12 protein-coding genes and 2 pseudogenes are annotated in these 21347 nt (G+C 52.7%); 7 read left to right on the top strand and 7 right to left on the bottom strand.

The window, feature by feature from the left end:
* Positions 1-43 precede the first annotated feature (43 nt).
* A complete protein-coding gene (locus AOY24_RS01755) occupies positions 44-3817 on the bottom strand; it encodes an autotransporter outer membrane beta-barrel domain-containing protein (RefSeq protein WP_054176054.1) in 3774 nt (1257 codons plus the stop codon).
* Between the two features lie 584 nt (positions 3818-4401).
* On the opposite strand from AOY24_RS01755, the gene AOY24_RS01750 reads away from it, so the two are divergent.
* The 5 genes from AOY24_RS01750 (at position 4402) to AOY24_RS23360 (ending at position 11972) form a co-directional block, all read left to right on the top strand.
* The gene (locus tag AOY24_RS01750; protein ID WP_054176053.1) at positions 4402-5178 is read left to right on the top strand and encodes an MBL fold metallo-hydrolase; all 777 of its coding nucleotides are present in this window, start codon (positions 4402-4404) and stop codon (positions 5176-5178) included.
* Positions 5179-5197: 19 nt separating this feature from the next.
* Complete coding sequence (locus AOY24_RS01745; protein ID WP_054176052.1) at positions 5198-6166, top strand: GlxA family transcriptional regulator; 969 nt, start codon at positions 5198-5200, stop codon at positions 6164-6166.
* Between the two features lie 100 nt (positions 6167-6266).
* Positions 6267-9344, top strand: coding sequence for a beta-galactosidase (locus AOY24_RS01740; protein WP_054176051.1), 3078 nt, complete (start codon positions 6267-6269; stop codon positions 9342-9344).
* Between the two features lie 362 nt (positions 9345-9706).
* Positions 9707-11587, top strand: a complete 1881-nt coding sequence (locus AOY24_RS01735; protein WP_054176050.1) for a hypothetical protein — start codon at positions 9707-9709, stop codon at positions 11585-11587.
* Positions 11556-11972 (top strand): hypothetical protein, encoded by a 417-nt coding sequence (locus tag AOY24_RS23360; protein ID WP_054176177.1) that lies wholly within the window; start codon positions 11556-11558, stop codon positions 11970-11972. Before AOY24_RS01735 ends, AOY24_RS23360 begins: the two co-directional genes overlap by 32 nt.
* A gap of 39 nt (positions 11973-12011) precedes the next feature.
* On the opposite strand, the pseudogene AOY24_RS25305 reads toward AOY24_RS23360, so the two are convergent.
* The 5 genes and pseudogenes from AOY24_RS25305 to prpB all read right to left on the bottom strand — a co-directional run.
* Positions 12012-12125, bottom strand: a pseudogene (locus AOY24_RS25305) (hypothetical protein); the annotation flags it as partial.
* 39 nt (positions 12126-12164) lie between these two features.
* Entirely contained in the window at positions 12165-14051 is a 1887-nt protein-coding gene (gene prpE, locus AOY24_RS01730) for a propionate--CoA ligase (protein ID WP_054176049.1), read from the bottom strand.
* Positions 14052-14090: 39 nt separating this feature from the next.
* A complete protein-coding gene (locus tag AOY24_RS01725) occupies positions 14091-15542 on the bottom strand; it encodes a bifunctional 2-methylcitrate dehydratase/aconitate hydratase (RefSeq protein WP_044327221.1) in 1452 nt (483 codons plus the stop codon).
* 40 nt (positions 15543-15582) lie between these two features.
* Entirely contained in the window at positions 15583-16752 is a 1170-nt protein-coding gene (gene prpC, locus AOY24_RS01720) for a 2-methylcitrate synthase (protein ID WP_043001662.1), read from the bottom strand.
* 79 nt (positions 16753-16831) lie between these two features.
* Complete coding sequence (prpB, locus tag AOY24_RS01715) at positions 16832-17710, bottom strand: methylisocitrate lyase (protein ID WP_054176048.1); 879 nt, start codon at positions 17708-17710, stop codon at positions 16832-16834.
* Positions 17711-17960: 250 nt separating this feature from the next.
* Between prpB and prpR the strand changes: the two genes are divergently transcribed.
* Positions 17961-19556 carry a propionate catabolism operon regulatory protein PrpR gene (prpR, locus tag AOY24_RS01710; RefSeq protein ID WP_054176047.1) on the top strand — a complete coding sequence of 532 codons (1596 nt, stop codon included), beginning with the start codon at positions 17961-17963 and terminating at the stop codon, positions 19554-19556.
* Positions 19557-19634: 78 nt separating this feature from the next.
* On the opposite strand, the gene yahO is transcribed toward prpR, so the two are convergent.
* The gene (yahO, locus tag AOY24_RS01705; RefSeq protein ID WP_043001665.1) at positions 19635-19910 is read right to left on the bottom strand and encodes a DUF1471 family periplasmic protein YahO; all 276 of its coding nucleotides are present in this window, start codon (positions 19908-19910) and stop codon (positions 19635-19637) included.
* 879 nt (positions 19911-20789) lie between these two features.
* Between yahO and AOY24_RS01700 the strand changes: the two are divergent.
* Positions 20790-21347: pseudogene (locus tag AOY24_RS01700) on the top strand (autotransporter outer membrane beta-barrel domain-containing protein); the annotation flags it as partial.

The raw sequence follows: 21347 nt of genomic DNA, 5'->3' as shown, positions 1-21347 counted from the left end.
CTCCCGGCAAAAAAGCCGGGAGGGCTGGAGGCACATCATAAGGCTAGAACTGGTATTTGATTCCCAGCACGCCGCTCGTATCGCGAAAACCGTTATGACCCATTTGTTGCGCAACGTTGCCCCAGACGCTCAGGTCCCGGGTCAACCGCCCCTCGACGCCCACCTTCACTTCACCGACGTTTCGACTTCCCTGCAGGGAGGTGCTCGTGTCATTCATCCTGACGCCGTACTGCTTCGAGTTGTGTATCCAGTTCGCCTCGATAAAGGGTTCAAACTCGCGTACGGTTCCTTTTTCCGCGGCGCTTTTACCATTGACGTAAAGACGCATGCCCAGACGGGTCTGAATATTGTTGTCGCCCTGCCCCTGAACCCGCGTGCCGTTTTTCTCTGTATGGTCGTTAGCTTTCACCCCCATCCAGGTGACTTGTGCCTGTGGGCGAAGATACACGTTGCTTTCTATGTCGTCTGCTGCCATGAATGACCCCAGATGGAAGGCGTAACCCGATTCCAGCGACGCCGTCAGCCCCTTGCTTTTATAGCTTTCCTGAGCAATCTCATCACCTTTAACCGTATTGTCAAACCAGTTATAGAGTACCCATGAATCGACATACAGGCCGGTTTTATCCACGGCGTTCTGATACCAGGTTCCGTACAGACCCGCGCTGTAGCCGCTCACCTCACCATGAGAATCGTAGCCTGACAGGCTGTTATGGATGTCGTTATCCTGCTTACCATAGCCTGCCATTACGCCCAACTGATAGCCATCCGTGCCGTTCACACTCCCCTGCAACAACGCGCCGCCGATCTGCACAACAACGCGGTTAGAAGACAATGTGTTCTGATCGTCCGACATCCGCCCCTTGCTGTGCCCGCCTGACGTACGCAGCCACAGACTGGTCATATGCCGTTCCCCGGTAGCAGGGTCGGTATACCAGGAACCTCCCTGACGGTCCTGCAGTCGGGTGTTAAACAGCGTATTCGCTGCCGCCAGGTTGCTGGCATAGCTTCCCCCCTCAGGGCGATAGAGGTTGACCGCATCCGAGGGTTCGCCCGGCGCAGGCCGATCGTTATCAATGACATCAGGGGAATCATCAGGAACAGGCGTGTCTGCCAAATGGGTTAAATACCAGTTATTCCTGTCACTGCCGGAAGCCGTTCCCTGCTTCACGTGATATTCATAGCTTCCCGCCACGATACGACCTCGTTGCACAAAGGCCTCTGGCGTTGAACTGCCGGTCTCAATAATTTTAATCCCTTCATGCAGCAAGGCTCCTGAGCCATTCTCATTGTTAACATGCACATAGGTCGTGCCGGTCGCGTTGCCGGTAATCACCAGCTTATCCGTCAAGCTGTTGTCGCCGCCGAGAACGGTGCCCAGCGAAAGCGTACCGCCATTACCCGCATAGTCACCATTGATGGTTAATGTATTCCCGGCGCTGGTCACGCTGTTGTTAAGAATGATATTGCCGCTATTCGTCACATCGCCCGTCAGCATGACGTTGAGAGGTGAGGAAGGCGGAACACCATAATCATCAATCAGCAAGGTGCCACGGTTCTCCAACGCGTTGACGATCTGGCTGTTGCCGTGAAGGTTAAGCGTCCCTTCCTCGCCGACGATGACGCCGGAGGTACTGGCAAATGCATTCGACGTGGTCGTCTTCAGCATGCCTTCACTGACAAAAGTCGACCCCGTATAGGTATTTTCCGCTGACAGTATCAGCGTGCCTTCTCCCGCTTTGGTCAGGCTTTTACCATCCCAGGCCGGATTGACCTGCACCGTATTGTCCGCCAGCGCGACGCCGAGATCGAAGGTTCTGCCCTCATCAAGCGTGAACGTTCCGTGCGCATCCGAATCCAGCCCGTTCCAGTACAGAGAGTACTTAATGACTCGAGAACCTGCGTTGATATAAGCAAAGTCCGGCTGGTTCATGCCTGCCACGAGGGCATTACTGTAAGAAAAAGCGCCCGTAATCCCGTTTGTGGTTTCAACCAGAAGAATGTCCTGCATATCCCAGTGGGTAATGTTGGCGTTAAGCGAGGCGTTGTCGCCAACAGTAAGCGATGCCGCCTTGAGGCTGACGTCACTGCCAAGGGTGAGCGCTGCCCCATCGGCAAACAAAGCATTACCGGAAAATTCAATCGGCTGTTCAGCCAGCGTCACGCTGGCCGCCTGACTCACCGTCAGATTACCGTTGATGGCTCTGTTTGCTTCATCATTACTGACGATCTGCAACGTTGTCGCGCCATCGGCCAGCCTGATATCGCCGGTGATAGTCGAGTCGGTATTCAGTGTCAGCATGTTGTTGCCGCCGCTAAGACTGATAGCCGCGCCAGCTTCGCCACCGCTCGAGTACGGAGCACCGCCGGTAATCACGCGGTTATTGATTATCGTCAGGTTACTGCCGGATATCGCTGCACCACCTGCACCGTTAGTGCCACCGTTTCTGCCATTGCTGGCTCGCCCTCCTACAATAGAGCCGCTATTCATAATCGTCAGACTGTCGCCGACGATTCCGGTACCACCGTTACCACCGTTGTTGCTATCACTGCCAGCGCCACCGTAGGATCCCTCGCCACCGACGATCGAACCGCTGGCCATATTGGTTATGGTCAGATGATTACCATATATGCCTGCACCACCGTCTGCGCCGTCGGGGCCTGTTGTCTGACCGCCAGAAAAACCCCCATCACCACCGGTAACCGATCCCGCATTGGTGATTGTCATATTATTACCCAGTATTCCCGCGCCCCCTGCGCTGGGCATCCCGGCACCGCCGGCATCGTCCAGACCGCCATAGCCGCCTTCACCGCCGGTCACGGAACCACCGGCTAAATTGTTAATGGTCATATTGCTGCCGGATATTCCCGCGCCAGCATTGCCGGCATTCTCTCCGTAGCCAAACCCTCCTTCGCCCCCGACAATGGATCCGCCGTTGGTGATTCTCAGGTCGGTACCCGATATCGCATCGCCACCTGCGCTGCCGGATTCGCCTCGACCACCCGTAATTGACCCACGGGCAATATTATCAATCACCATATTACTGCCGGATATTCCGGCGCCGGCATTGCCACCTTCAGCCCCATCATAGCCATAGCCCCCTTCGCCACCAAGAATAGCGCCGCTGTTGGTTATGGTCAGCGCAGAACCCGAAATGGCATCGCCTCCCACGCCACTGGAATCGCCTTCACCACCGGTAATACGGTAAGTATTGATAATCGTCAGGTCAGTGCCGGATATTCCAGCACCGCCAATACCGCTCCTACCGCTGTAGTCATCATAACCGTAACTGCCATCGCCTCCGGTGATAGCACCATCGTTGGTGATCATGAGGCTGTTACCTGAGATACCCGCACCGCTAGCGGAATATCTGTCCCCTTCGCCACCGGTGATAGAGCCAGTACGAGAATTGGTTATCGACAGGTCAGAACCCGAGATTCCCACCCCCCCTGTGCCACTGCCGCTAACGCTATAGCTCCCATCACCGCCCGTAATTGCTCCGCCGTTAGTGATGGTTACATTATTACCGGTCATTCCGTCAGCACCGTCGCCGCCAGCGTAGCCATTACCGCCTTTAATCGTGGTGCCGCTGCCAACGCTTACGCCGTTATCCGCCGCGGTCGTTTCCGGGTTCGGCGATAAGACATACCCGGCTCCGGCGCCTTCACTGCTGCCGCTAATCCCGTGAGTCCCTGTGTTGGATTGCGCCGTATAAGGAAATGAGCCATCAACATGAATCGTGGCACCGATTACCAGTCCAGGGGAAATAAAGAGTGAAGCAAGCAATAACGCTATTTTATTTTTATTAAAATGTTGCATAAATAAATCCTTTGTTAGTTTCTACAACATTTAATTCATTTCAATGCATTATTTAGATAATAAATAAGCCTGAAAAAACTAACGAGTAAGAAAAACAGTGAATATTTAAATTATGGAATTTTGCTTAACACTGAATGGGTAGCAAGCATAGTATTTGAAAACTACCGAACTTCCGTTATAGAGTAAATAGCAAAAGAAAAGTAACGAATAATTCTTAAATAACTTTATGCTTTAATAAATAAGAACATTAACAACACAAAATCAACAAGTTAGTTAGAATTCAAATCGCCATGGCATTAATATAGAGACAATCACTTAAGCAACAGCATCAATTTAATTCTTGATAAAAACAGGCTGTTACCTCTCGTACTCGACAATATAAAGTGGTACGTTTATAAATCCTTAAGTTTCTTTATTTCATCTGCAACCAATAAATAAGCTGGGAAATGTAGAAGCGGTATTCGGATTTGGCACAAATTCCCTCTATTGGCCCAATCCCATCGGTATTCGCCCATTTGCCCACATTCAGCTTCTGGTCAACACTCTACGATGACACCACTGGCCCCCTCACGTGGAGTATCACTATGAACATTACCCATATTCGCAACGCCACCCAGTTGATTACCTTTGGCGGCAAAACCTTTCTGGTCGATCCTATGCTCGCCCCGCAGGGCGCGTATCCCGGTTTTCCCGGCACAGCGCGAGCCGACATCCGTAATCCGACGGTGGAACTTCCGTGCGACATCGACACCCTGTTACAGGCCGATGCCCTGATCGTCACCCATCTCCATGCGGATCACTGGGACGAGGTCGCCGCAAAGGTCGTGCCGAAAGAGAAGCCGATTTATGTGCAAAACGACAAGGATGCGCAAATCCTGCGGGACCAGGGTTTCAGCCAACTCACCGTACTGACGGACGAGAGCCGATTGGGTGAGGTAACCCTGCGCAAAACGGGCGGTCAGCACGGTTCCGACCGGCTGTACGCCATTCCCGCCATGGCCGAGCGGATGGGCGATGCCTGCGGGGTAATCTTCCAGCATCCGCAAGAAAAAACGCTGTATCTGGTTGGCGATACGATCTGGCGCGATGAGGTTGAAAGCAACTTCATCACCTTCCAGCCGGATGTGGTGGTCCTGAACGCCGGGTTTGCCCACGTGATCGGTTTTGGCGCGATTATCATGGGCGCAGAAGATGTGCTGAAAACCCACTTCGTTCTGCCCGACGCGCAGATTGTGGCTGTTCACATGGAGGCGATAAACCACTGCCTGCTAACACGCGCGGCGCTCAGGGAATACGCGCGCGATAACCAGATTGCAGAATGTGTCCGGGTGCCGGAAGATGGAGAAACCCTGACGTTTTAATCCCCAGTCGAGGAGTGGTATGCGCCCTGTTACCGTCGCGATCGTCGCCGTTGAAGATTTTAGTCCGTTTCACTTCTCAGTGCCGTGCATCATGTTCAGTGAAAAAGCGGCAACGAAGAAACGCTTTGAGGTGCAGATTTGCGCAGAAGTCCCCGGCGTGGTCACCTCTGTTGAAGGCTTTTCCGTTACTGCCCGCCAGGGATTTGCAGCGCTGACGGGGGCTGATATCGTGATTGTTCCCTGGTGGGGGACGACCGCGATTCGCCCACCGCAGTCGCTACTCGATGCGCTGGTTCAGGCCCGGCAAAACGGCGCCCAGGTGGTCGGGTTATGCCTTGGCGCATTTGTTCTCGGTTACGCAGGACTGCTCGACGGCAGACGCGCCGCTACCCACTGGGAGTTTGAAGCCGATTTTCAGACGCGTTTTCCCGCCGCGCGCCTGGATATCAACGCCCTGTACGTCGACGATGATGGCATCATCACCTCGGCCGGTACCGCCGCTGCGCTAGACTGTTGTCTGTATCTCATTCGCCAACGGTTTGGCAGTTCGGTGGCGAATCAGATTGCGCGCCGGATGATTGTGCCACCGCATCGCGAGGGGGGGCAGGCGCAGTTTATTGCCCAACCGGTGGCGAAAAACACCCAGGATCAACGAATTAACGGCCTGCTGGAGTACCTTCGCCAGCACAGCCACGAACAGCACGATCTGGACTCGCTGGCGCAAAAGGTGATGATGAGTCGCCGCACTCTGACCCGTCATTTTATGAAAGCCACTGGCTCAAGCGTTGCTGAATGGCTGATTGCTGAACGTCTGCGCCGCAGCCAGGAACTACTGGAATCCTCCCGACTGCCCGTCGAGCGTATCGCCACAGAGGTCGGTTTTCTGTCTCCGGTGACCTGGCGACAGCATTTTAAGTCCCGCTTCGGCGTCAGCCCGGCAGAATGGCGAAAAACCTTTCAGGGTGTGACGCAAGCAGATTCTGAGTGAGAGACCTCACTCATTCCTCTTTCTCACCTTTACAGGCTTTCACCGCACACCGTATCTTCAGCAACCTGTGAACGAACAAACTGCGCAACAGGATGCCTCCATGACCTTCAGCACGAATTCACTCGCCGCCGTACTGGCCCGACGCGACTGGGAAAATCCCGGCGTCACGCAGCTAAACCGTCTGGAGGCGCATCCTCCTTTTGCCAGTTGGCGCAACGCGACTGATGCGCGTCACAATACCGCCTCACCCTCCGTTCGCAGTCTGAACGGTGCGTGGAAATTTATCTGGTTCGCCTCGCCGGAAGCGGTGCCGGAACGTTGGCGTCTGGGCGATCTGGACGATGCCGATACGATCGCGGTGCCATCAAACTGGCAGTTGCTTGGCTATGACGCCCCCATTTATACCAACGTGACCTATCCGATCCCGGTGGATCCGCCGTATGTGCCGCATGAAAATGCGACAGGATGTTATTCGCTCACCTTTACAATCAGCGAAGCTGAAATACATGATGAACAGACGCGAATTATCTTTGATGGCGTAAATTCCGCTTTTCATCTCTGGTGCAACGGGCTTTGGGTGGGCTACGGTCAGGATAGTCGCCTGCCGTCGGAATTTGATCTCAGTGAGTTTCTGGTCAGCGGTGAGAACCGTCTGGCGGTGATGGTGCTACGCTGGAGCGACGGCAGCTATCTGGAAGACCAGGATATGTGGCGAATGAGCGGCATTTTCCGCGATGTCTCCCTGTTAAACAAACCCGCCACGCAAATCAGCGACTTACGCATCACCACCCACCTCAACGAGGATTTCAGCCGGGCAATCTTTGCCGCCGAGGTCAGAATGCGTGGAGAATGCCGTGACACTCTGCGCGTGACCGTTCAACTGTGGGATGGCGACGAGCTGACGGGCGAAATCACCGCGCCTTTTGGCAGCGAGATCGTTGATGAGCGCGGAGCCTATGGCAATCGCACGACGCTGCGTCTGCATGTCGATCAGCCTTCACTGTGGAGCGCCGAAACACCGCATCTTTATCGCGCAGTTGTGCTGCTCCATACGGCGGATGGCACACTGATTGAAGCCGAGGCCTGCGATGTCGGCTTTCGGAAGGTGTGCATTGAAAATGGCCTGCTGTTGTTGAACGGTAAGCCACTGCTGATTCGCGGCACTAACCGTCATGAACATCATCCTGAAAACGGTCAGGTGATGGACGAAGAGACGATGGTGCAGGACATCATTCTGATGAAGCAGAACAACTTTAACGCCGTGCGCTGCTCCCACTATCCGAATCATCCGCGATGGTACACGCTCTGCGATCGCTATGGTCTGTATGTGGTGGATGAGGCCAACATCGAAACCCACGGCATGGTGCCGATGAATCGCCTGAGCGACGACCCGACCTGGCTGCCCGCCATGAGCCAGCGCGTGACGCGCATGGTGCAACGCGATCGCAACCATCCGAGCATTATTATCTGGTCGCTGGGGAATGAATCGGGTCACGGCGTCAACCATGACGCGCTGTATCGCTGGCTGAAATCAGACGATCCGTCACGCCCGGTGCAGTATGAAGGTGGCGGCGCGGACACGGCGGCAACGGATATAATTTGCCCGATGTATGCGCGCGTCGATCAGGATCAGCCGTTCCCGGCAGTGCCGAAGTGGTCAATCAAAAAATGGCTGTCGCTGCCCGGCGAACAGCGCCCGCTGATCCTCTGCGAATATGCCCACGCGATGGGTAACAGCCTCGGCGGATTCGCCAAATACTGGCAGGCGTTCCGCCAGTACCCGCGCCTGCAGGGCGGCTTCGTCTGGGACTGGGTCGATCAGTCGCTGATTAAATACGATGACGAAGGTAACCCCTGGTCCGCGTACGGCGGCGACTTTGGCGACACGCCTAACGATCGCCAGTTCTGTATGGACGGGCTGGTGTTTGCCGACCGCACGCCGCATCCGTCGTTGTTTGAGGCGAAGCACGCGCAACAGTTTTTCCAGTTCACGTGGCTGCCTGGCGCGCAACGTCAGATTGAGGTCACCAGCGAATATCTGTTCCGCCATAGCGACAACGAGATCCTGCACTGGACCCTCGCTCTGGATGGCAACCCAGTTGCCACCGGGGAGGTCACGCTGGATATCGCGCCGCAGGGTCGTCAGCGCATCACCCTGCCGGACATCACACAGCCTGACGCGGCAGGTCAGCTCTGGTTGACGGTGCGTGTGGAACAACCGCAGGCAACCGCCTGGTCGCCTGCCGGACACATCAGCGCCTGGCAGCAGTGGCCGCTGGAGGAAAAACTGAGCGTCGTATGCTCACCGCGCGCCAGTACTGCGCCACAGCTCAGCGTCAGCGACGCCGCATTTACCGTCACGCTCGGCCATAAGCGCTGGGAATTCTGCCGCCAGCAGGGCACGTTAACGCAATACTGGATTGGCGATGAAGCCCAGTTACTGACGCCACTGCGCGATCAATTTACCCGCGCGCCGCTGGATAACGATATTGGTATCAGTGAGGTGACACGGATCGATCCTAATGCCTGGGTTGAGCGCTGGAAAGCCGCCGGGCATTACCAGGCGCAGGCGGTGTTGCTGCAATGCGAAGCCGATACCCTTGCAGACGCGATTCAGGTAGCCACCGTTCACGCCTGGCAGTATCAGGGTGAAACCTTGTTTATCAGCCGTAAAGCCTGGCGCATCGACGGCCACGGCGAAATGCAGATCGCCGTTGATGTCGATGTTGCCAGCGGCACGCCGCATCCGGCACGTATCGGTCTGACCTGCCAACTGGCCCAGGAAGCAGAACGGGTGAACTGGCTGGGGCTTGGTCCGCATGAAAACTACCCGGATCGCCTGTCTTCAGCCTGTTTTGACCGCTGGGATTTATCACTGGATGAGATGTATACCCCTTACGTTTTCCCCAGTGAGAACGGCCTGCGTTGCGGTACGCGTGAACTGAAGTACGGTGCGCACGTCTGGCGCGGTGATTTTCTTTTCAACATCAGCCGATTCAGCCAGAAACAACTGATGGAGACCAGCCATCGACATCTGCTACAACCGGAGGCCGGGGCCTGGCTGAATATTGATGGTTTCCATATGGGCGTCGGCGGCGACGACTCCTGGAGTCCTTCGGTGTCGCCGGAATATCAGCTGAGCGCCGGGCGTTATCACTATCGTGTAAGCTGGAGCTAAGTGCCTGATGGGCGGCTTAAGTTGTAGGCCGGGTAAGGCCTACAACGTTCAAATAAAAGTCCAGGTAAAAAACTTTATGATAGAGATGATTATATTGTTGAAAAACGTGAAACAACATTGAAATGGAAGAGAGCTATTCAGATACTACTAACAAAAGATAGTCTTGCTGAGATTAGTTGATAATGGAAAAGGTTCGAGAATTTTAATTTACCAGACCAATAAACCCACTAACTTATATTTACCACCTGAATTTCCAATAGAGTGATTCACGGTTTTTTTTCGAATATGCGGATAGAGTCACAATGAAAGTCACAAAAATAGTCTGATATCAAACTCTGATAATTCATACGAGAGTTTACATTGTGAGATCATTTGACAGGCATTTTGAAGGTTTTTTATTATCACCGGGAGATCGAACAAGTTGTGGCGGTTATATAGTAGAGAGTAAAGAACGCTATATTCTTGATGGCATGGAAATAGTATATGAAATGGATGAATATATATGCGGGGTGAATGGTCAAAAATATGAGATTAAAGGTGGTGTACCTAAAGGTTCACGGATTGAAAGAGGGAAAGAACCATTTCGTCGGACTTACTTAAGTTCCTGGGATAGTGATATAGATTTGGAAGGGCGAAAAGTAGAACCTCCATCAGGGTCGATAAAGCGGCTTAATGAAGAAAGTTTTTTATACAGGAGGAAACCCGATTCTCTTCGGGATTTTGAAAACGGATTTGGCTTTGAACATAACAGATTTCTCGGAAGTGTGGGAGGAACGATTAATCTCAGAAAAAAAACAATCGTTAATGAGAAAAAAGGAGGTATTTTTTCACATAGAATGTCTCATTTTCAATTCCGAACCAGGATAAGTAACGAATTATATAATCATTACTTAGCAATGGGGCATGATATGTCTCAATACGAGACGGAAATTATCTGTTCGCTGGCTGGTTCAGCACATAGCAGCGGTACATGTCCTTGCCATTGTCGATTTATACCCCATTTAAATATTGCATACAGATATGATAATTATATTTTAGCAAGCTATGAATCAGCAAACAGACCTCAAAATTCCACACATCCAGTTCACGCAACAAGAAAGATTTCAGAGACCAGACAATCAGTTGAACCGGGTTTTTGTGTAGTACCAGAATTGACGACACCCAAATCATATGAATATGAGTTAATGGTTAATCCACCATCTGGAGTAAAAGAGTTATATCATCAGTTGAATCCGGAAAAAAAGAAAAAGCCCGGTTCAATCTTAGTTGTTGCTGACCCACTATCCAGGTCATCTGAAAAAATTGCGCAAGTACAAACAGCAAGGGACAAAATTGATAAAGCACTTGAGCCGCTGACTAATGAGGAAGCTAAATTATTGTATGAAAACAGAACCTCGATAGATATTTTCTCATCTAATTTATATAGTGATGCTTTAGGACAAAGCGGAGATATCTTAGGTTACATAAAGGATGCTGGCGGGGGTTATTATGAAGAAATAAATAAAATACTAAACGAAATTCAGGAGCTTTATAAAAAAACATATCGCCAAAATTCCGGTCTCATTTCTGGAGAGGAGTTTTTCGGTCAACGAGAAAGATTATTTAAAAAGTTAGATATTCTTTTGAATCAATTTTCAAAAGAACAATTGGATTTAAAACAATACGAACAAATAAAACAAGCATTGGGTTTATCCACAAAATCCATTATGCATAAGTGGGATCAAACCGGGGTAAAAGATATTGAGGGATATGCAAGCTATATAGAAAAATCCGCAAAACTAATCAAAATAATGAGAACAACAGGCTATGTCGGTATTGGTCTTGATTTTGCGAGTTATACAACTAACGTTTATGAGGCCTGCGCAAAGGGGCGAGAGAGCGAATGTAGAAAAGCAGCGATAACTGAGTATAGTAAATTCGGGGGTAAGCAGGGAGTGGGTATTACTGCGGGAGGTATCGCTGGGCCTGCAGCAAGGAGTGTATGTCTGTGGGCGCTGGGGCTTCTCACATCAGAAGCAGGCGCGGTCGGAGCGGGACTATGCCTGGTGACAGGTATCGGTACGGGAATTGTAGCTGGAAAAATGGCAGAGAAAACAGGTGAAAGATTAGGGGGGCGTTTGGGAGGCGCTATTAATGACGCGATAAATAATAATCCAGATAAATTAACCCATTCACCCGATACGTTTAATGAAGAATCAGGTTTATTAATATATGAAAAACTTTTTGATAGAAAACTTCGATAATATACAGTTGTTATTTAGTGTGGCTTTTTTTTTCAGTTTTGTTGTATTAGTATTTGTTTCATATGTAATTAATAAAGATAGTTATGGAAAAATCGTGGAATTATATGAGGAAAAATTTGGCCATTTACCTATGACAGCGCGTATGGCAAGGGGGGCAAGTTTGATTGGTTCCCCGGCAGCATATCATGCAAAAATTGGTTTTATAATGGGTAGCTTGGTATTTCCATATAATCGTGTTACAAATCATGATATGAGCATAGAAGGATATAGATTTATTCGCAGTTTACCTGGTTATCTGATTACAGGTTTTAGAGTGGAAGCTGCCATTTGGTTCATATTGACTATACTATTATCTGGTTATATTTGCATTGAAACTATAGTGTAAATTGCAAGAAGGGACGTTATCAGAGTCCCTTCTTTAATTTTATTTCAATGCGCCATATATCTGGTCAACAATCCAGCCATATGTGGCCGCAGGTAATAACCCGCTCACAGAAGCATTCGAATTTATTTTAGGACCGGCTACTGGTGAATGTGGCCAGATAAGGCGTTTACGCCGCCCTATCGGGCCATCAGATTACTCCTCCATCGCCTGGCGGATTTGCTGCAGCGCCGCCGGATCGTCAAGCGTGGTGAGATCTCCCGGATCGCGGCCTTCGCAAATGGCCTGGATCGTGCGGCGGAGCATTTTGCCGGATCGGGTTTTCGGCAGTTGCGAAACAAACCAGACGTGGGCAGGACGACCAAAGTTGCCAATCTGGCTGTCCACCAGCGCCATGATCGCTTTCTCTTCCGAATGCGCCACATCGCGGTCTTCCAGACTGTCGCTCTGTTTGGGAATGACAAACGCTACCGCCACCTGCCCCTTCAGCGCATCTTTTACCCCGACCACCGCCACTTCCGCCACGTTCGGATAGCTGGAGATACTCTCCTCAATTTCCCGCGTGCCCAACCGGTGCCCGGCGACGTTAATCACATCATCCGTGCGCCCCAGAATGAAGTAGTAACCGTCGGCGTCACGAATACCCCAGTCAAACGTGGCGTATACCTGACGATTGAACAGCGACCAGTAGGTATTCACAAACCGTTCATCGTCGCCCCAAATGGTCTGAATACAGCCGGGTGGCAGCGGCCCTTCGATCACCACCATCCCCTTCTCGTTGGCGCCGCAGGGTTCGCCGGTCATCTCATTGAGCAACTGCACGTTATAGCCATACATGGGCACGCCGGGACTGCCGAGGCGCGACGGCCGGTCATCCAGTGCCCGGGCCAGCGCCATAATCGGCCAGCCGGATTCGGTCTGCCAGTAATTATCAACAACCGGCACGCCCAGTGTTTCCGTTACCCAGCTTGCGGTCGGTTCGTCCAGCGGCTCGCCTGCCAGATAGAGCACCTCCAGCGAGGAGAGATCGTGATTGCGGATCTGCGCGGTCGGGAATTTTTTCAGCACGCGAATGGCGGTCGGTGCCGAGAACATCCGGTTGACCTGATATTTCTCGACGATCTTCCACCACACGCCGCAGTCCGGATACGTCGGCAGTCCTTCATACACAATGGTTGCCATCCCTGCCAGGAGCGGCGCGTAGACAATATAGGAATGCCCGACAACCCAACCGATATCCGACGCGCAGAAGAACACGCCCCCCGCTTTGCCGCCAAAAATGGTCGCCATTGAGGTCGCCAGCGCCACGGCATAGCCGCCGACATCGCGCTGCACGCCTTTGGGTTTTCCGGTGGTGCCGGAGGTATAAAGAATGCAGGACGTTTCATTGGATTCCAGCCACGTCACCGGCACCGTGGCGCCGAGATGCTGCTGGCGCAACGTCGCAAAGTCGAGATCGCGACCGGCCACACGCGCCATTTTCGCCAGCCCGCGATCCACCAGTAACACCTGTTTCGGCTGATGTTGCGCCTGCTCGATCGCATCATCGAGCAGCTTTTTATAGGGCAACACTTTACCGCCGCGCGCCCCCGCATCGGCGGAGACAATCAGCACCGGCTTCGCGTCATCGATGCGCGCCGCCACGCTGTGCGAAGCAAAACCGCCGAACACTACCGAGTGGATCGCGCCAATCCGTGCGCAGGCCAGCAGCGTGATATGCGCCTCAGCGATCATCGGCATGTATACCAGAACCCGATCGCCGCGCTGCACGCCGAGCGATTGCAGCATTGACGCCACCACGTTCACTTCGTCATAGAGCTGACGGAAGGTAAAGGTGCGCTCCTCTTCGGTCTCGGATGAGACAGCGATCAGCGCCAGCGCATCCGGTTGTTTCTCCAGCCAGCGGTCAATGGCGTTATGACACAGATTGGTGGTACCGCCGCAAAACCAACGGGCAAACGGCGGATGGCTGTGATCCAGCGTGCGGATAAACGGCTGCTGCCAGTCAATCCGCCGGGCCTGTTCGGCCCAGAATGATTCCGGTTGCGTAACAGAACGCTGATAAAATTCGCTAAAAGACATAACGCTCTCCTGTTGAACTTACGCCTGATGAAGCGGGTTCTAGATGACATAAAGGTCCATGTACTCATTGACCGGCATCTGCTCCAGGCGAGTTCTGTCCAGGGAGACCTCCAGGATGCGCTGCTGTTGGCGAGTCGGGAACTGGCGCGCCAGGTTAATTTTGAATTTTTCGATCAGTTTCGGGATCCCGTCGGTACGGCGACGTGCATGGCCAATCGGGAACTCCACGACCACCTCGTCAAACTGTGAACCGTCAGTGAATTCCAGGGTGATCGCATTGGCGATGGCGCGTTTTTCCGGATCGTGATAGTCCGCGGTAAACGCCGGATCTTCAACACAACGGATCTTCTCGCGCAGGGAATCGATTCGCTTGTCCTGTGCCACGCCGTCCTCATAATCCGCCGCCGTTAAGCGTCCGAACAGCAGCGGGATCGCCACCATATACTGAATACAGTGATCGCGATCGGCCGGGTTATTCAGCGGCCCCTGCTTATCAATGATGCGAATGCAGGCTTCGTGGGTGCGAATGGTCACTTTTTCGATATCTGCAGCGCTTTTACCTGCTGCCTGCATTTGCGCATACAGCGTCATTGCCGCTTCAACCGCCGTCTGAGAGTGGAACTCCGCCGGGAACGAAATTTTGAACAGCACGTTTTCCATTACGTAGGAGCCGTATGGACGCTGGAAGCGGAACGACTCGCCTTTGAATGAGACGTCATAAAACCCCCAGGTTTTCGCCGTCAGCGCTGACGGATAACCCATCTCACCGGTTTTCGCCATCAGCGCCAGACGCACCGCGCGCGAGGTTGCATCGCCCGCCGCCCAGGATTTACGCGTGCCGGTATTCGGCGCATGGCGATAGGTGCGCAGCGACTGTCCGTCGACCCACGCCAGCGACACCGCGTTGAGGATCTCATCACGCGTTAGCCCCAGCATTTCAGCCACCACGGCGGTGGAGGCCACTTTGACCAGCAGAACGTGGTCAAGCCCCACGCGGTTAAAGGCGTTTTCCAGCGCGATACAGCCCTGAATTTCGTGGGCCTTAATCATTCCGGTCAGCACGTGTTTCATGGTCAACGGCGCTTTACCCGCCGCGACCGCGTTGCGTGAGAGCCAGTCCGCTGTCGCCAGGATCCCGCCGAGGTTATCGGAAGGGTGGCCCCACTCCGCCGCCAGCCAGGTGTCATTGAAGTCGAGCCAGCGGATCATCGCGCCAATGTTAAACGCGGCCTGTACCGGGTCGAGCTGAAACTGGGTACCCGGCACGCGCACGCCGTTGGGCACCACGGTCCCCGGAACAATCGGCCCCATCAGTTTTTTACAGGCCGGATATTCCAGCGCTTCCAGACCACAGCCCAACGTATCAAGCAGGCAGTAGTGGGCGGTGTCATACGCCACCGTTGACGCTATCTCGTAGTTGACGACGTAATCCACGATATCAACGATTTCACGATCGAATTCCGGGCGAACATTTAAAATTTGAGCGGACATAAGGTACGTTTCCTGTTTTTTTATCTTTAGAGGTAATGAATTACTGACGCTGATCGATCGGCACAAACTCACGATCGTCCGGGCCGGTATAGTTGGCGGAAGGACGAATGATTTTGTTGTCCTGGCGCTGTTCAATAATGTGTGCCGCCCAGCCGGTGACGCGGGCGATGACAAACAGCGGGGTAAACATTTCGGTGGGAACGCCCATCATGTTGTAGGAGACCGCCGAGAACCAGTCGAGGTTAGGGAACATCTTCTTCGTCTCCCACATCACCTCTTCCAGACGATCGGCAATGTTGTACATCTTCAGCGAGCCCCCCTCTTCGGAAAGCTGCTTCGCCACACGTTTGATGACCTGATGACGCGGATCGGCAATGGTATAAACCGGATGACCAAAACCAATCACCACTTCTTTGTTTTCCACGCGCTTACGGATATCGGCTTCGGCTTCGTCCGGCGTTTCGTAGCGCTGCTGAATCTCCAGCGAGACCTCATTCGCCCCGCCGTGTTTCGGACCGCGCAGTGCGCCAATCGCGCCGATAATGGCCGAGTAAACATCCGATCCGGTGCCGGCAATCACGCGGCTGGTAAAGGTGGAGGCGTTGAACTCATGCTCGGCGTACAACACCAACGAAATGTGCATTGCTTTTTCCCAGCTCTGCGTCGGTTTTTCGCCGTGCAACAGGTGCAGAAAATGGCCGCCGATAGAGTCGTCATCGGTTTCTGGCTGAATACGCTCGCCGTTGTGACTGTAGTGATACCAGTAGAGCAGGATGGAACTGAGCGAGGCCAGCAGCTTATCGGCAATATCACGCGCGCCGGAAACGGTGTGCCCCTCTTTTTCCGGCAGCGTACAGCCCAGCGCCGATACGCCGGTGCGCATCACGTCCATCGGATGCGATGCCGCTGGCAGCGCTTCCAGTACGGTACGGACGTTAGCCGGTAACCCGCGCAGCGCTTTGAGTTTACTTTTGTATGCCTGAAGTTCGTCACGGGTCGGGAGTTTGCCGTGAATCAGCAGATGCGCGACTTCTTCAAATTCGCACTGCCGGGCGAGATCGAGAATATCGTAGCCGCGATAGTGCAGATCGTTGCCGCTTTTGCCGACGGTGCACAGCGCGGTATTGCCCGCCGGTACGCCGGACAGCGCGACGGATTTTTTAGGCTTAATAACATGGGTATTATTTTGCAGGATCGTTGTGTCGCTCATGTTGTCCTCATCATTATTGTCATATGTAGGGTACTGAGGGTTTTCGTCCAGGCCTGATAAGGCGTAGCCGCCATCCGGCCTACTTGATATACAACGCGTCGAGCTTCTCTTCGTACTGGTAGTAATTGATGCTTTCATACAGTTCGTTACGGGTCTGCATGATGTCGATAACGCTCTTTTGCGTCCCTTCCAGGCGCAGCACGTTGTAGACCTTTTCAGCAGCCCGGTTCATGGCGCGGAATGCCGAGAGCGGATAGAGCGCCATCGCCACGTTCGCACTGCGCAGTTCGTCGGTCGTGAACAACGGCGTAGCGCCAAATTCGGTGATATTGGCAAGAATCGGCACCTGGACTGCATCGGCAAACTGGCGGTACATCGAAAGCGCCGTGATCGCCTCCGGGAACAGCATGTCGGCGCCCGCTTCGACATAGGCCTGCGCACGATCGATCGCTGCGTCTAACCCTTCCACCGCCAGGGCATCGGTACGCGCCATGATCACAAAGTGGGGATCGGTACGGGCATCAACTGCCGCACGAATGCGATCGACCATCTCCTCTTTCGAAACAATCGCTTTATTCGGACGATGGCCGCAGCGCTTGGCGCCAATCTGATCTTCGATGTGTAGCGCCGCCGCCCCGGCTTTGATCATCGACTTGACGGTGCGCGCAACGTTAAACGCCGACGAACCAAAGCCGATATCAGCATCCACCAGCAGCGGGAGCGGACAGACGTCGGTGATGCGGCGAATGTCGGTCAAGACGTCGTCCAGGGTGGAGATGCCCAGATCCGGCAGTCCCAGCGAACCGGCCGCGACGCCGCCGCCCGAAAGATAAATCGCCTGATACCCGGCGCGCTGGGCCAGCAACGCATGGTTGGCGTTGATGGTGCCGACGATTTGTAAGGGGTTTTCTTTGGTGAGTGCAGCGCGAAATGCCTGACCCGGAGAATCCAGAGACATAGTCCATCCTCGTGTTATCAACTTGTAACTAACCGTTGATTCACATAAAGCAAGGGCTATGCCAAAGGCGCTTTGAAAGAGAGTGTTTTAAATAACCATCGATATAACAATAAGATAAACCACAGCATACCGCGATAAGCGAAAAAAAGCGTGTCAGCTAACGTTTCATGAAACGTCCCGACCGGTTTCATTGCAACAATTATGAAACAAGACTACACCCATTACTCTGTCCTTTTATTTTGGGTTGGCTATGGCGACGACAACGCTTCCCCCGCGGGTGAATGATGACAAACCGGTTATCTGGACGGTCTCGGTAACGCGACTGTTCGATCTGTTTCGCGACATCAGCCTGGAGTTTGATCATCTGGCGACCATCACCCCCATCCAGCTCGGTTTTGAAAAAGCGGTCACCTATATCCGTAAGAAGCTGACCACCGAACGCTGTGATGCGATCATCGCCGCCGGATCGAACGGCGCGTATCTGAAAAGTCGCCTGTCGATACCAGTTATCCTGATCAAACCCAGCGGGTTTGACGTTCTGCAGGCGCTGGCAAAGGCCGGAAAACTGACCGCCTCCATTGGCGTGGTGACCTACCAGGAAACGCTCCCCGCGCTGATGGCTTTTCAAAAAACCTTCAACCTGCAACTGGAACAACGCAGCTATATCACCGAAGAAGACGCGCGCGGGCAGATTAACGAGTTGAAAGCAAACGGCATTGACGCGGTGGTTGGCGCGGGACTGATCACCGATCTGGCGGAAGAGGCAGGCATGACCGGTATCTTTATCTATTCTGCCGCCACGGTGCGTCAGGCCTTTAGTGATGCGCTGGACATGACCCGCCTGACCCAGCGTCGCCACGGTCATTATGCCTCCGATCAGGCGCTGCGCACCCGCTATGGGCTGGGAGATATTCGTGGCGAGTCCGCACAGATGGAACAGGTGCGCCATACCATTATGCTGTATGCCCGTTCACCCGCCTCTGTCCTGATTCAGGGGGAAACCGGCACCGGGAAAGAACTGGCAGCCCAGGCCATTCACCGCGAGTTTTGTACGCGTCCTGGCACGCGCGGCGACAAAACGGCGCATCCGTTCGTCGCGGTGAATTGCGGGGCGATCGCCGAATCGTTGCTGGAAGCGGAGCTGTTTGGCTACGAGGAAGGCGCCTTCACCGGATCGCGACGCGGTGGTCGTGCCGGGCTGTTTGAAATCGCCCACGGCGGAACGCTGTTTCTCGATGAAATCGGCGAAATGCCGTTGCCGCTGCAAACCCGACTGCTGCGCGTGCTGGAAGAAAAAGAGGTCACCCGGGTGGGTGGACATCACCCCATTCCGGTAACAGTGCGGGTGATTAGCGCCACCCACTGCAATCTGGAAGACGAGATGAAACACGGGCAGTTTCGTCGCGATCTGTTTTATCGCCTGAGTATTTTACGTCTGTCGTTACCGGCTCTACGGGAGCGCCCCGCCGATATCCTGCCGCTGGCGGAAGGTTTTTTAAAACAATCGCTGGCCGCGCTCTCCGTACCGTTTACCGAGTCGGTGCGCGCCGGACTGGCGCAGAGTGCCGGTGCGCTGTTGCACTATCAGTGGCCGGGAAATATTCGCGAATTGCGCAATATGATGGAACGGCTGGCACTGTTTTTAAGCGTTGAACCGATGCCACAACTGAATGAACATTTATTACAGCAGATACTGCCGGAACTGGCGGAGAACGAATCGCCGTCATACCCTTCGCCTTCCGCTACGCCACAGCAGGTGCTGGCGCAGTTTAACGGCGATAAGCGCGCCGCCGCGCGTTATCTGGGGGTCAGCAGAACCACATTCTGGCGACGGCTGAAGGAATGAACGGCCGGATGGCGACACACAGCGTCTTACCCGGCCTACACATTTCACCAGGCCAGCGCCATCCGGCACGCTTACGAATTACTTTTTCTTGTAGATATTGGCAGTGCCATGAATTTTGTTGTCGGTTTGACCGGAAGTCAGCACGACCACATCAGCCCCTTTCTCATCCGCTTTTTTGAGCAGATCTTCTTTCGCATCCTGAGTGGACGTTTCATTGCTGGTATTGATGTTGCCAATCAGGGTGTACTGCGACTCCACTTTCTCAAACTCAGCTTTTGTTAACAGCTCCGCTGCAAACGCATTTGTCGCCACAAAAGCCAACGCACCAATCAAGAGTTTATATCCAGTTTTCATAGAGAAGCTCCAGGTTATGTTATGACGCTATCATCACCGCTGAATCCATGCCGCTGTTCAGGGATGATTAATAACTAGTTCAGCTTCCAGAAAAAATCCAGAGCCCTTTCAGTGATAGGTTGCTTTTGTGATTTCGGCCTGCTCAGTCCTTTTTTGCATACTACGGTAAAGTTAAGTCACTTTCTGCATACAAATAAAATAATGACCGACAACCCTGTCTTTTAATAAATCTCTCATTATTGCGTAAATATGCATAACCCTGTTCGAAACAACTCCACTTAAGATTATTATCAAAACCCTTACAGACTTATTGGTAATAATCTTAACATCGATAAAAGACATTCAGATTAATACCAATGTAAAAATTGATACTCATCAAAACAATGATAATTAGTCAGCCTAAAATTCTTAAAAAACATTATTACTGTCCGTAATTAAACATAGTGAAGCGATATTCACACTAATGTTAATCCTTCGCATCTATTCAGTCTTCCTTATCAAAAACCTCATCTATCCTGTTGTTTTTCGCCTTATATTTGCATTATTCCTGGAAGGATAGCCAAAAACAATAAACATTTGTAATCAAATAATTAGCCATCACTTAAATATCTTCACTCTGTTAATGACGGTTAATAGACTCAGCCTATCAATATCGAATGCAAGCCTGCGGCAAAACGATTACGCTATATCGCCCGCGGCAAATAATATTAAAAATCATCAGAATTTTATTTGCATGAGCAACCCGACAAATAGCCGTGTATTCAGCACTGGCTTTTCTGGCTTATGCCTGGATGTAATATTTAAATCTTAAGGAAGAGTCAATATATGAAAATAAATGCACAGTGTTTCCCTGAAACTCTATTAGCCATTGCAATTTCCATGGCTTTAACGTCCACTGCTGTAGCCAATAATAATATTTCCCCACCAACAGGTGTGGGGGATACTGTCATTATTAATAATGGACAAAATATTACGCTTTCCGCCACGGAAAATACCGACCCCGCATGGAATAACTTCCGCAGTCTTTGGGTGGGTGATAACTCCGACGGCTCACTGCTGATCGATGGTCGGGCTATCACCACCGCCGCCGGTATGATCGGTAATGGCGCAAACGGCAGCGTGACGCTGACGAATGGTGCGACCTGGACACTGGGCAATTTGAATCTGGTACTCGGGACCCATGATGGTTCAGGTACGCTGCGGGTGAATAACGGCAGTAAAATCAGCGGTATTGATGAATTGCGCATTGGAGAATATGCCGCAAACGCGCAGGGAACGGTTACTATCGATGGCGCAAATTCGTCCGTCTCTTCCGTCTGGAGCGTGGTCGGCGATCAGGGGCGCGGCAACCTGATGATTACCCGCGGCGGAACCCTCTCCTTAAGCGAACACATGAACATTGGCTACGTCGGCAATACGAGTAACACCAGTCGTAAT

The sequence above is a fragment of the Citrobacter sp. CtB7.12 genome (assembly GCF_001297795.1).
Lineage (GTDB): Bacteria > Pseudomonadota > Gammaproteobacteria > Enterobacterales > Enterobacteriaceae > Citrobacter_A > Citrobacter_A amalonaticus.
Note: the sequence above shows the minus strand (reverse complement) of the source record. Positions and strands in the feature narration are given on the sequence as shown.